The sequence below is a fragment of the Polaromonas sp. P1_F8 genome (assembly GCF_056405635.1).
In genome coordinates, this window is the sequence record NZ_JBFUBS010000001.1 from 1,005,276 (window position 1) to 1,018,264 (window position 12,989).

8 protein-coding genes and 3 tRNA genes are annotated in these 12,989 nt (G+C 60.0%); 1 reads left to right on the forward strand and 10 read right to left on the reverse strand.

Features of this window, described 5'->3' with window-relative positions; genetic code table 11:
- Positions 1 to 294 precede the first annotated feature (294 nt).
- The 3 genes from AC1D1J_RS04725 to AC1D1J_RS04735 are packed head-to-tail and all read right to left on the reverse strand — an operon-like array spanning position 295 to position 6,262.
- Entirely contained in the window at positions 295 to 1,800 is a 1,506-nt protein-coding gene (locus tag AC1D1J_RS04725) for an efflux transporter outer membrane subunit (RefSeq protein ID WP_477685382.1), read from the reverse strand.
- Entirely contained in the window at positions 1,793 to 4,972 is a 3,180-nt protein-coding gene (locus AC1D1J_RS04730; protein WP_477694009.1) for an efflux RND transporter permease subunit, read from the reverse strand. Before AC1D1J_RS04730 ends, AC1D1J_RS04725 begins: the two co-directional genes overlap by 8 nt.
- A gap of 12 nt (positions 4,973 to 4,984) precedes the next feature.
- The gene (locus tag AC1D1J_RS04735; RefSeq protein WP_477694010.1) at positions 4,985 to 6,262 is read right to left on the reverse strand and encodes an efflux RND transporter periplasmic adaptor subunit; all 1,278 of its coding nucleotides are present in this window, start codon (positions 6,260 to 6,262) and stop codon (positions 4,985 to 4,987) included.
- Between the two features lie 174 nt (positions 6,263 to 6,436).
- Here AC1D1J_RS04735 and AC1D1J_RS04740 point away from each other — a divergent pair, with 174 nt between their 5' ends.
- Complete coding sequence (locus AC1D1J_RS04740) at positions 6,437 to 7,108, forward strand: TetR family transcriptional regulator (RefSeq protein ID WP_477685379.1); 672 nt, start codon at positions 6,437 to 6,439, stop codon at positions 7,106 to 7,108.
- Here the strand turns inward: AC1D1J_RS04740 and AC1D1J_RS04745 are convergent.
- The 7 genes from AC1D1J_RS04745 to clpP form a co-directional block, all read right to left on the reverse strand.
- Positions 7,105 to 7,740, reverse strand: coding sequence for a DUF6806 family protein (locus AC1D1J_RS04745; RefSeq protein ID WP_457280301.1), 636 nt, complete (start codon positions 7,738 to 7,740; stop codon positions 7,105 to 7,107). The genes AC1D1J_RS04740 and AC1D1J_RS04745 overlap by 4 nt on opposite strands.
- Before the next feature lie 63 nt (positions 7,741 to 7,803).
- Positions 7,804 to 7,896 (reverse strand) — tRNA-Leu (locus AC1D1J_RS04750).
- 82 nt (positions 7,897 to 7,978) lie between these two features.
- A tRNA-Cys gene (locus tag AC1D1J_RS04755) sits at positions 7,979 to 8,052 on the reverse strand.
- Positions 8,053 to 8,151: 99 nt separating this feature from the next.
- Positions 8,152 to 8,227, reverse strand: a tRNA-Gly gene (locus tag AC1D1J_RS04760).
- A 74-nt stretch (positions 8,228 to 8,301) separates the two neighbouring features.
- Positions 8,302 to 10,731, reverse strand: coding sequence for an endopeptidase La (gene lon / locus AC1D1J_RS04765; RefSeq protein ID WP_477665737.1), 2,430 nt, complete (start codon positions 10,729 to 10,731; stop codon positions 8,302 to 8,304).
- A gap of 116 nt (positions 10,732 to 10,847) precedes the next feature.
- On the reverse strand, positions 10,848 to 12,113 hold the full coding sequence (gene clpX, locus AC1D1J_RS04770) for an ATP-dependent Clp protease ATP-binding subunit ClpX (RefSeq protein WP_457280299.1): 1,266 nt from the start codon (positions 12,111 to 12,113) through the stop codon (positions 10,848 to 10,850).
- 120 nt (positions 12,114 to 12,233) lie between these two features.
- Positions 12,234 to 12,890, reverse strand: a complete 657-nt coding sequence (gene clpP, locus AC1D1J_RS04775; protein WP_477669029.1) for an ATP-dependent Clp endopeptidase proteolytic subunit ClpP — start codon at positions 12,888 to 12,890, stop codon at positions 12,234 to 12,236.
- Between the last annotated feature and the right edge of the window lie 99 nt (positions 12,891 to 12,989).

The following is a 12,989-nucleotide window of genomic DNA, read 5'->3' on the forward strand; positions in this document are numbered from 1 at the left end:
ATCGCGATGGAGGCCGCGTGGTTGGCGGCGGTGTTTGTGGTGTGCCCGCGCATCCTGAGGGCCCGAGGCAGTCCGCTATAGTTTTGATAGCTGCTTGCGCTCGTCCCGCCTGGCTCACAGGCACAAAATACACTAGAAATTCAAGGTAAAAACGGATACGCATCCATATCCCGTTACCCGAAAATTTATATCAAATCAGCCAGAAACCCTTACCCGACGAGCGCGAGCAGCTATCAAATAGATAGCGCCTCCAGGCTCGCCCGGGTGAACCGGGCGGCTGGCTCCCCGGTGATCTCAGCGGCTGAGCTGGGTGGACGCCTTCAGGCTCAAGGCTTCCTCAGGCGGCTCTTTCCAGCCGCCACCCAGGGTCTTGTACAGCGTGACCTGGCTTTGCAGCTGGGCCAGCCGGGTTTGCACCACCGCCTGACGTGCGGCGAACAGCGAACGCTGCGCATCGAGCTGGTCCAGGTAGCTGGCCACACCGTTCTGGTAGCGCAGATCAGCCAGCTTGAAACGCGTCGCCTCGGCATTGGCCTGCGCCTGCTGGGCACGCAGTTGCTCGCCCAGGGTGTCGCGGCCCGCCAGCGCATCGGCGACTTCACGGAAAGCTGTCTGGATGGACTTTTCGTACTGGGCGATGGCAATGTCACGCCCGGCGTTGGCCGAATCCAGCCCGGCACGGTTACGGCCTGCATCAAAAATCGGAAGGATCAGCTGCGGCGCCAGCGTCCAGCCGTAGGACCCGCTCTTGAACAAACCCGACAGGTGCGAGCTGGCGCTGCCGGCAGAAGCCGTGAGCGAGATGCGCGGGAAAAAAGCCGCACGGGCAGCGCCGATATCGGCGTTGGCAGACAGCAGCTGTTGCTCGGCCTGGCGGATGTCAGGGCGGCGTTCCAGCAAATCAGACGGCAGCCCCGCCGGCACGTCCACCATCATGGGTGCGTCGGCCAGGCCTTTGCCGGCAGGCAAGGCCACCGCCAGGTCACCGCTGAGCGGCTGGCCGATCAGCAGGGTCAATGCGTTCTGGTCCAGCGCACGCTGGCGCACCAGCTGGGCCAGCGATGCACGGGCGGCTTCGGTCAATGACTCGGCCTGGCGGAAATCCAGCTCGGAAGCTACGCCGTTGTCAAAGCGCAGCTTGCTGAGCTTGAAGGACTCTTCCCGTGTAGCCAGCGTCTGCTGCGTGATGGCCAGCAGTTCTTCGTCGGCCAGCAAGCTGAGGTAGGTATTGGCCACCGACGCAATCAGGCTGATCTGTGCCGTCTTGCGCCCTTCTTCCGTTGCCAGATACTGCGCCAATGCCGCCTCTTTCAGGCTGGAGACCCGGCCGAAAAAGTCGAGCTCATAGGACGGCATCAACAAACCGCCGGTGTAGGAGCTGGTGATGCTGCCGTTACCGTTGGCATTGGGCTGGCGCGAACCGGTGATGCCGGCATTGATCGTGGGGAATTGGTCGGCACGCCGGATCCCGTACTGGGCCCTGGCTTGTTCAATATTGAGCACGGCGATGCGCAGGTCGCGGTTGTTGCGCAGCGAGGCCTCGATCAGCTGCCGCAGTTTGGGGTCGCTGAAAAAAGCCTGCCACTCGATGTCGGCTGCCGCGACGGCCGGAGCCGGTGCGGTAGCAGCAGGCTGCGCCTGCGTGGAACCGGTGGTGAAACCGGAAACAGCCGGCCACTGGTCTGCGACGGGCGCAGCCGGACGCTCGTACTTCGGGATCATCGAGCAGCCGGCCAGCAGTGCCGCGGCACCTACCGCCAAGAGCTGCGGAAACCTGGGTTTCATGCTGGATTTACTCATGAGCTTTACCTTCACTTCCTTCTTCTCCGGTGATGCCTGCTGCTTTGGCATGCTCCGAATACATCCTGTTTTGCCGCTCGCTGCCCTTGAAGAGGCCGCGCACGACCACAAAGAACACCGGAACGAAAATCACAGCCAGGATCGTGCCGGTGATCATGCCGCCGATCACGCCGGTGCCGATGGCGCGCTGGCTCGCGGAGCCGGCGCCCGAAGCCAGCACCAGGGGCAGCACGCCCAAGCCGAAGGCCAGCGACGTCATGACGATGGGTCGGAACCGCAGATGCGCGGCGGCCAGTGCCGACTCGATCACGCCCTTGCCCTGCGCCTGCAGGTCCTTGGCGAACTCGATGATCAGGATCGCGTTCTTCGCCGACAGGCCGATGATGGTGATCAGCCCCACCTGGAAGTACACGTCATTCGAATAACTGCGCAGCAGCGTTGCCAGCAATACACCAATCACGCCTAACGGCACCACCAGAATCACCGCGAGCGGAATGCTCCAGCTTTCGTACAGGGCCGCAAGGCACAGGAACACCGCGAGGATGGCGAAACCATAGAGCAACATGGCTTGCGAGCCCGCAAGTTTTTCCTCGCGCGACTGGCCCGTCCATTCGAAACCGAAGCCCTGCGGCAGCTGCGCTGCGAGCTTTTCCATCTCGGCCATCGCTGCGCCCGAGCTGTAGCCTGGCGCGGCGCTGCCGCTGATACGCACGGCGGGGTAGCCGTTGTAACGCACTGTTTGCATGGCACCCTTGATCCACCGCGTGCTGGCAAACGACGACAACGGAACCGGCAGGCCGCGGCTGTTGATGGCGTTGAGCCGGAGCAGGTCGTCGGGCTGCATGCGCGAAGGCGCGTCGGCCTGGACCACCACGCGCTGCAGGCGTCCCTGGTTGGGGAAGTCGTTCACATAGCTGGATCCCAGCGAAGTGGACAGGACCGCGTTGATCGCGTCAAACGGCACGCCCAGCGCATTGGCTTTGTCGCGGTCTATGTCCAGCTGCAGCTGCGGCGCATCTTCCAGGCCGTCGGGCCGTACCTGTGTGAGCACCGGACTCTTGGCAACCATGCCCAAAAGCTGGTTGCGTGCGTTGATAAGCGCATCATGGCCCGCACCGCCGCGGTCCTGCAGGCGGAAGCTGAAGCCCGAGGCCGTGCCCAGTTCGGGAATGGGTGGAGGGCTGAGCGGAAAGATGAAGGCATCACGCACACCCATGAGGGCGCCGAAAGCCCGTCCTGCTATCGCTGAGGCCGAATGCGCTTCGCCGTCGCGCTCGTTCCAGTCCTTGAGCGTCACGAACGCCAGCGCGGCATTCTGGCCCTGGCCGGAAAAGCTGAAGCCAAGCACGCCGACCATGCTTTCGACTTCCGGCTGCTTGAGCATGAAACCTTCGACTTTTTCCATCACGGAAAGCGTGCGCTCGTAAGTTGCGCCCGGCGGCAACTGCACGTTCACCAGCAGGTTGCCCTGGTCTTCATTGGGCAGGAAGGATGTGGGCAAACGCAGGTATACCACCGCCACAGCAGCAATGATGGCCACATAGATCACCAGGTAACGCGCGGCGCGCTTGAGAATGCGCGCAACCATGCCTTCATAGCTTTTTGCGGTGCGCGAGAACCCCCGGTTGAACCAACCGAAAAAGCCCTTCTTTTCGTGATGGTGCCCGGCCTCAACCGGCTTGAGCAGCGTGGCGCAAAGTGCCGGCGTGAGCGACAGGGCCAGGAAGGCGGAAAAGCCGATGGATGAAACCATCACGGCGGAGAACTGGCGGTAGATGTTGCCGGTCGAGCCCGCGAAGAATGCCAAAGGCACAAACACGGAAATCAGCACCACGGTCACGCCAATGATGGCGCCCGAAATCTGGCCCATCGCCTTGCGCGTGGCCTCCAGCGGCGGCAAGCCCTCTTCGGTCATGATGCGTTCGACGTTTTCGACGACCACGATCGCATCATCGACGACGATACCGATCACCAATACCATGCCGAACATGGTGAGCACGTTGATCGAGAAACCGAGCGCCAGCAAGGTGGCAAAAGTCCCTAGCAATGCAATCGGCACCACGATGGTCGGGATGATGGTGTAGCGCCAGTTCTGCAGGAACAGGAACATGACCAGGAACACCAGGGCCACGGCCTCGAACAATGTTTCGGCGACCTGGGAGATCGAAATCTTGACGAAGCGCGAGCTGTCGTAGGGGATGCTCCACTTCATGCCTTGCGGAAAATAGCGCTCGAGCTCGGTCATCTTGGTTCGAACGGCCTTGGCAGCGGCAAGCGCGTTGCCGCTGGGGGCCAGCTGAACACCGATACCGATCGCCGTCTTGCCGTTCAGGCGAGCCGACGTGGCATACGTCTGGCCACCCAGTTCGATGCGGGCCACGTCTTTGAGGCGCACCGATGAACCGTCGGTGTTGGCGCGAAGGACAATGTTGCCGAACTGCTCGACATTGGCAAGCTGGCCGGTGACTACCACGGTGGCAGCAATGCCTTGTCCCGCTACATTGGGGCGGTCGCCGATGCTGCCGGCCGACACCTGCGCATTTTGCGCGCGGATGGCGTTGTTAACGTCATTTGCCGACAGGCTGAAACCCGTGAGCTTGGCCGGGTCCAGCCAGATGCGCATGGCGCGCTCACTGCCGAAGAGCTGGGCCTGGCCGATTCCTTTGACACGCTGGATCTCGGGCACGATGTTGCGCGAAGCGTAATCACCGAGCGCGACGGGGTCGTGCGCGGGATTGTCGGACGACAGCATGATGAACAGCAGGAAGTTGGAGCGTGATTTGTCGACGCGAACGCCTTGCTGCGTGACGGCGGCGGGCAGCCGCGGTGAGGCGCGCGACAGGCGGTTCTGCACATCCACCTGCGCGAGATCGGGGTTGGTGCCAGGCTCGAAGCTCAGCGTGATGCTGCCGGAGCCGTCAGCCTGCGCCACCGACTCCATGTAGATCAGCCCGGGTGAGCCGTTCATTTCGCGCTCGATCACCGACAACACGCTGTCTTCGAGCGTCTGGGCAGAGGCGCCCGGATAGGCGGTGTTGACGACAATCGAGGGCGGCGCGACGGGCGGGTACTGGGAAATCGGCAACTGCGTGATCGCCACGCCGCCGACCACCAGGATGAACAGTGCGATCACCCAGGCAAAGATCGGCCGATCAATGAAAAACTTGGCCATGTATTTGGCTCCTTACTTCGCTGCTGCAGAAGCAGCGGAGGCAGCGGGCGCAACAGCTTGCGAGCCGGAGGCGGCGGATGTCGGGGCAGAAGCCGCATCCGCCGGCTTCGAACCGGCCGGTTGCCATGGCACGGGCTTCACCGGTGCACCTGGCTGCAGTTTCTGGAACCCATCCACCATGACTTTTTCGCCAGTCTTCAGGCCGTCGAGCACCACCCACTGGTTGCCCTTGGCGGAGCCGATCTTGATGGGACGCGGGCTGACTTTTCCATCGTCACCCACCACCATGACAGTGTCGCCCTGCGCAGTGCGCGTGACAGCTTGCTGGGGCAAGGTAATGGCGTTGCTGGCCTGCGCCTGCTCCAGGCGTACGCGTACATAGAGGCCGGGCAGCAACTGGCCGCCGGGATTGGGCACTTCAGCCCTCAGCGTGATCTGCCCCGTCGTGGCGTCGACCGTCAGGTCGGAAAACAGCAGTCGGCCGGGACGGGCATATTCGGTGCCGTCTTCGAGCACGATGCGCACGCTGGCTGCTTCCGCGCCGGTGGCGCGTTTGAACTGCCCGCTTTCCATGGCGGCACGCAGCTTCATGACTTCAGGCGCGGATTGTGTGAAGTTCACGTACATGGGGTTGATTTGCTGAACCACGGCCAGCTGGGTGGCCTCACCCTGGCCAACCAGCGCACCTTCGGTGACCAATGCGCGGCCAATGCGGCCCGAGATCGGGGCTGTCACTGCGGCATAGCCCAGGTTGATGCTGGCTGTCTGCACATTCGCCTTGCCCACGGCAACGTCGGCCTCCGCCTGCTTTTGTGCCGCGACAGCGTTGGCATATTCCTGTTTGCTGATGGCGTTGGCTTCTACCAGCGGCTTGTAACGCTCGGCCAATGCGGCGGCCTGCGCCAGGTTGGCCTCGGCGCGCGCCTGGCCCGCTTTCGCGCTGGCAGCGGCGGCGGCATACGGTGCGGGATCAATCGTGAACAGCGCCTGCCCTTCTTTTACGTCGCTGCCTTCACGGAACAGCCGTTTTTGCAGGATACCGGCCGCGCGGGCCCTGACCTGTGCCACGCGTGAAGCCTCCAGGCGGCCCGGCAGCTCGGTCACCAAACCGACGTCACCCTGGGTAACTGTCACCACACCCACTTCCGCAGGAGGCGGTGCCCCGCCGGGAGCGCCGGCCCCCTTGCCGCATCCGGCCAGGAACAATGTGAGTGCAGCAACCAGGACGAGAGGCTGGTATGGCGCAAACGGGGAGAATAAAGGCGAATAGACAATGCGAGACTTGGGCATGCTGATCCTCAAAATTTGGGAAAAAAGCGGAAAACGGAATATGTGAGCGGCATTTGATGCAAGTCATCGTTTTGCCGAAAACAAAAAGAATAAGGGTTTTTACGAGTGATATAGTTTACATACATTTGTGAATGTATACGACAACCCGCTAAATTGACTTGCAGGAGACATGGATTGGCCCGTCGGACAAAAGAAGAAGCCATGGCGACCCGGCACAAGCTGCTGGATGCCGCTGAACACCTGTTTCAGGCGCAAGGTGTCTCACGCACAAGCCTGCAGGACATTGCACGCCGCGCAGGCGCCACACGCGGTGCGGTCTACTGGCATTTCAAGGACAAGGCAGACCTGTTCAACGCCATGATGGAGCGGGTCACCCTGCCCATGGAGAACGCGTTCAACCAGGAAATTGACCCGCAACAGCATCCCGGCGAGGACTTCCTCAATCCGATGGACAGGATACGACGTTCCGCTGCCAACGCGCTGCGACAAATTGTGACTGACGCGCAAACGCGGCGGGTCTTTGAAGTGGCAACCCAGAAGGTCGAGTATGTGGAAGAACTCCAGGCGGTTCGCCTGCGTCACCTGGCAGTGCGCGGTGGTTTTTTATCCGGCATCCAGCAAAGCATGGAAACAGCTTCTGAACAAATGCGCCTCCAATTGCCAGTGCCGACTTCAGTGGCGGCGCAGGGGTTGCATGCGCTGATCGATGGGCTGATACAGAACTGGCTGCTGGATCCCGGGGTCTTTGACCTGCTGGAGGTTGGTCAACATGCGATTGACGTTTACCTGCGAGGACTCGGCTTTCCTGGCTCGCCAGCAGCCTCAGGCTCACCCAAACCGGCTTAGTGCAAATGCCGGGGCTTGCGGCCACCGCCGCCGTGGCCGGAGCCACCTTGGGGGCCGCCCAGGCCGCGCGGCGGTTTACCGAGTTGCATGGAGTTCACCAGTGCATCAAAGCGCTGCTCGAACAGCTTGTCGACGGCCGCAACGACCTCACCGAGCTCTGATCCGTCAAAGTGGCGCTCCATCAGGCCGATCATGTCCTGGACAAGGAGATCGCGCTGCACCTGCATGATGGCTGCCGGCGTGGGGCCCACAAAATACATCGCGAAGTCATCACGGGCTTCCTCTTCGTCCGCGCCTTCATCTTCGTCAAAGTCGGAGTCGTAGAAGGTCACTTCGATGGGAGCACCCGCTTCAGCGAGGTCGTTCAGGCCCATGCACATTTCGTCGAGCGCCTGGCGAAAGTCTTCGTCGCCAGGGACTGTCCAGCACATTTGCAGCAAATGTTTTTGTGCATCAAACCGGATTCCCGGCTCTTCCTCATAAGCGCTGGCAGCACCGGCCGCCAGGGACTTGGAGCCGGTGTATTTCCACAGCGGCTTGAGGGCCTCCTGCAGCTGTTCAAAATTGACGTCCGCGCGCAATGGCACTTCGCCGTGGACGTGGATCTCAAAAGGTGTGTTGTAGCGGGACATGATGGAATTTATCTTACCCAGTTTTCAAAAGCGCGCCCGGCGCGTGGGTGAGCCGCCCAATCGTGGTGCCTGAGACCGGAATCGAACCGGTACGCCCGTTATTCACGAAGCGGCGGATTTTAAGTCCGCTGTGTCTACCTATTTCACCACTCAGGCTCAAACGCCGTTTTCAAACGGCCGGCAGCGTATTGTCAAACAAAAAAGCCCCTTAACTGGGGCTGGTTGCAGGGAGCTGTGATGGAGGCGCGGGCCGGAGTCGAACCGACCTACTCGGATTTGCAATCCGGTACATAACCGCTTTGTTACCGCGCCGTATTCTGTCTGCTTGATAAAGCCCGATGGCTTTACCCAATAATCCAACGAAACCCCCAATGAAAAAGGACAGCATTTTTAAAGTGCTGCCCTTTGAATTGGAGCGGGAGAAGAGTCTCGAACTCTCGACCTCAACCTTGGCAAGGTTGCGCTCTACCAACTGAGCTACTCCCGCGATTACAGCCTCAAATTATAGCGTAGTTTTTTGGGCTTTTCCAAAAGCCGCAAAAAACTTTGCGAAAGGCCTCATTAATGCTTCACCGTACCGGCTGCTTCCGCAGGCGGAACCACAGCAGCCGGCGCAACAACAGCGGCTTCCTCGTCGGTCAGCGGAACAGGCTGGCGCTCGAGCGCAACCTGCAACACCTGGTCGATCCATTTCACCGGCACGATCTCCAGGCCGCTCTTGACGTTGTCTGGAATCTCCTGCAGGTCCTTGGCATTTTCCTCGGGGATCAGCACGGTCTTGATGCCACCCCTCAAGGCGGCGAGCAGCTTTTCCTTGAGCCCGCCGATGGCCGTGACCTCGCCGCGCAGGGTGATCTCACCCGTCATGGCCACATCACCACGCACAGGGATACCCGTCATCGCGGAAACAAAAGCAGTGGTCATCGCGGCGCCCGCGCTTGGACCGTCCTTGGGCGTCGCACCGTCCGGTACGTGGATATGGATATCGCGCTTTTCGAACATCTCGTCCTTGATGCCGAGAACCTTGGAGCGGCTGCGCACCACCGTGCGTGCGGCTTCGACGGATTCCTTCATGACATCGCCCAGCGATCCCGTACGTGTGATCACGCCCTTGCCGGGCATCATGGCAGCCTCAATCGTCAGCAAGTCGCCGCCGACTTCCGTCCAGGCCAGCCCCACCACCTGGCCGACCTGGTTTTGTTGTTCGGCACGGCCATAGTTGAACTTGCGCACCCCCAGAAAATCGTTGAGGTTATCGGGTGTCACGACGACCTTGGGTGTCATCTTTTTGAGCTGGATTCCCTTGACCACCTTGCGGCAGATCTTGGAGAGTTCGCGTTCAAGCGAGCGCACGCCGGCTTCACGTGTGTAGTAACGCACGATGTCGCGCACGGCCTGCTCCTGCACTTCAAGCTCTTCTTCCTTCACGCCGTTGTTCTTGACCTGCTTGGGCAACAGATAGCGCATCGCGATGCTGGTCTTTTCGTCTTCGGTGTAACCGGACAGGCGAATCACCTCCATGCGGTCCAGCAAGGCCGGCGGAATATTCATCGAGTTCGAGGTGGCCACGAACATCACATCGCTCAGGTCGAAGTCCACCTCGACATAGTGGTCACCGAAGGTGTGATTCTGCTCAGGGTCAAGCACCTCCAGCAGCGCGCTGGAGGGGTCACCACGGAAGTCGGTGCCCAGCTTGTCAATCTCATCCAGCAGGAACAGCGGATTGCGCGTGCCGGCCTTGGTCAGGCTCTGCAGAACCTTGCCCGGCAAGGCGCCGATATAGGTGCGGCGATGGCCGCGAATTTCAGCCTCATCGCGCATGCCGCCCAAAGCCATACGCACGTACTTGCGGCCCGTGGCCTTGGCGATCGACTGGCCCAGGGAGGTTTTACCAACCCCCGGAGGCCCAACCAGACACAGGATCGGAGCCTTGAGCTTGTCCACGCGCTGCTGCACCGCAAGATACTCAACAATGCGGTCTTTGACTTTTTCAAGACCGTAGTGGTCTTCGTTAAGAACGTTCTCGGCGTTGCCCAGGTCGTGCTTGATCTTGGTCTTTTTGCTCCACGGCAGGCCGGTCAACACATCGATATAGGTGCGCACCACGGTCGCCTCGGCGGACATGGGCGACATGAGCTTGAGTTTTTTGAGCTCGCTCTCGGCCTTTTTACGGGCTTCCTGCGGCATCTTGGCGGTCTTGATCTTTTTCTCGATCTCTTCGATGTCCGCCCCCTCTTCGCCTTCGCCTAGTTCCTTCTGGATGGCCTTGACCTGCTCGTTGAGGTAGAAATCGCGCTGGTTCTTTTCCATCTGACGCTTCACACGCCCACGGATTTTTTTGTCGACGTTGAGGATGTCGACCTCACGCTCAAGCTGTTCGTACAGGTTCTCCAGCCGGGCCTTGACATTGTCAAGATCCAGGATCACCTGCTTCGCATCCAGCTTGAGGGGAAGGTGCGCGGCGATCGTGTCGGCCAGGCGTCCCGCATCGTCGATGCTGGAAATCGAGGTCAGTATCTCGGGCGGAATTTTCTTGTTCAGTTTGACGTAGTGGTCAAACTGCTGCATCACGGCACGGCGCAGAGCTTCAATCTCACTGGTCTTGTCACCGGCGATCACCACCACCGGCTCAACAGGTGTGACATTGGCCGTGAAATGCTGCTCGCCCTCTTCGATCTTGTTAACACTGGCGCGCTGCTGTCCTTCCACCAAAACCTTGACGGTACCGTCAGGCAATTTGAGCAGTTGCAGGATCGTGGCAACACAGCCCACCTGGAACATATCTTCCACCGAAGGCTCATCCTTGGCAGCGGCTTTTTGTGCCACCAGCATGATGCGGCGCTCGGCTTCCATGGCCGACTCCAGCGCCTTGATGCTCTTGGGGCGACCCACGAACAGCGGGATCACCATGTGCGGAAAGACCACCACATCCCGCAGAGGCAGGAGAGGAAGGTCAATGGGGGTGGAAGGCAATGAAGTTTGTCCGGACATATAAACCTTAAACGTTGGCCGTGGCAGCCAGTTGCATGGCCCGGCGAAACACAATCAACCCAGACATGGGGCGCAGGAGGCGCTTTTCAAGCATTCCGGCCAGCCTTTTGGGGTGTTCAGGCTTTCTTGGCCGCTTCACGGTACACAAGCAAGGGAGCTTTGTTTTCTTCGATTGTGGACTCGTCCACCACCACTTTATCCACATTGCTGGCATTCGGCAGGTCGAACATGGTGTCGATCAGCGACTGCTCCAGGATGGAACGCAAGCCGCGCGCACCGGTTTTACGGGCCAGCGCCCTGCGGGCAATGGCTTTGAGTGCGGAGGGCCGGATTTCCAGATCAACCCCTTCCATGGCCAGCAACTTGCTGAATTGTTTGACCACGGCATTTTTGGGTTCTGTCAGGATTTGCACGAGTGCGTCTTCTGTGAGCTCGGCCAGCGTCGCCACGACCGGCATCCGGCCGACCAGCTCAGGAATCAGCCCGAACTTGATCAGGTCTTCAGGCTCGACATCCTTGAAGGCTTCGGTCAGGCTGCGGGCCTTCTTGCTCTTGACGGCGGCGCCAAAACCGATCCCGGAAGCTTCGGTCCGGTTCTCGATAACCTTTTCCAGACCTGAGAATGCACCGCCGCAGATAAACAGGATATTCGTGGTGTCCACCTGCAAGAAGTCCTGGTTGGGGTGCTTGCGGCCGCCCTGTGGCGGCACCGACGCCATCGTTCCTTCAATCAGCTTGAGCAGCGCCTGCTGCACACCCTCGCCTGACACGTCACGCGTGATGGACGGGTTATCGGACTTGCGCGAAATCTTGTCAATTTCGTCAATGTAGACGATTCCCTGCTGGGCACGTTCAACTTCGTAATTGCAGCTCTGCAACAGCTTCTGGATGATGTTTTCGACGTCCTCACCGACATAACCGGCTTCGGTCAGCGTAGTAGCGTCGGCCATCACAAAGGGAACGTTGAGCGTACGCGCGAGCGTTTGGGCCAGCAGGGTCTTGCCGGAACCGGTGGGGCCGATCAGCAAAATATTGCTTTTGGTCAGCTCCACATCGTCTTTTTTGGCTTTTTCCTTATGGCGCAGGCGTTTGTAATGGTTGTACACCGCCACTGCAAGGGTGCGCTTGGCCGGTTCCTGGCCAATAACATAGCCGTCCAGTGTTCCCTTGATCTCTGAGGGCGTGGGCAGGTCGGTGCGCGTCTCACGAACGTCGTCACCAGCGGGGAGTTCGTCGCGAATGATCTCGTTGCAAAGATCGATGCACTCGTCACAGATAAAAACCGAAGGGCCAGCGATCAGTTTTTTGACTTCGTGCTGACTTTTACCGCAGAAGGAGCAGTGCAAAGTCTTTTCGCTGGAGGAGCCTTTTTTCTCGGCCATTGGGGGGATGCCTTTAAGGAGCCTGGAGGGGAACTGTTACCTAATGATAACCAATAAAAAAACGGCGTTCCTGTTACAGAAAACGCCGTTGTTGCAGTGCAACTGAAGAGCTTTCGACGCTCAGGGCCGCTTGGAAATGACCTGGTCGACCAGCCCGTACTCTTTGGCATCTTCCGCAAACATGAAATAGTCACGCTCGGTGTCGCGCTCGATCTTTTCGATAGGCTGGCCGGTATTGGCCGCCAGGATGCGATTGAGCTGGTCCCGCGTCTTGAGAATGTCGCGGGCATGGATTTCAATGTCCGACGCCTGGCCTTGCGCACCACCGGATGGCTGGTGAATCATGACACGCGAGTTGGGCAGCGAAAAGCGCTTGCCTTTGGTGCCGGCCGACAGCAGGAAAGCACCCATGCTGGCCGCCATGCCCACGCACAGGGTGGAAACGTCGGGCTTGATGAATTGCATGGTGTCGTAAATCGCCATGCCGGCCGTCACGGAACCGCCGGGGGAGTTGATGTAGAAGGAAATGTCCTTGTCCGGGTTTTCGCTTTCCAGGAAGAGGAGCTGGGCCACCACCAGGTTGGCCGTCTGGTCATTGACCGGCCCCACCAGGAAAATCACGCGTTCCTTGAGCAGGCGCGAATAAATGTCGTAAGAGCGCTCGCCGCGGCCGGATTGCTCGATGACCATGGGCACCATGCCCAGGCCTTGTGCATCCTGCGCGCCGGCTTGCGGGGCCGTATAAGCGCCGCCGTAAATACTGTTTCGGACCATCATGTTTTCTCCAGAGATGTTTGTACTGTACCCAAAAACTCCCCCAGGGAGTTTCGGCGATGGCTGACAACAGATTCGCGAGCTGTTGTGCCGTAGCTCAAA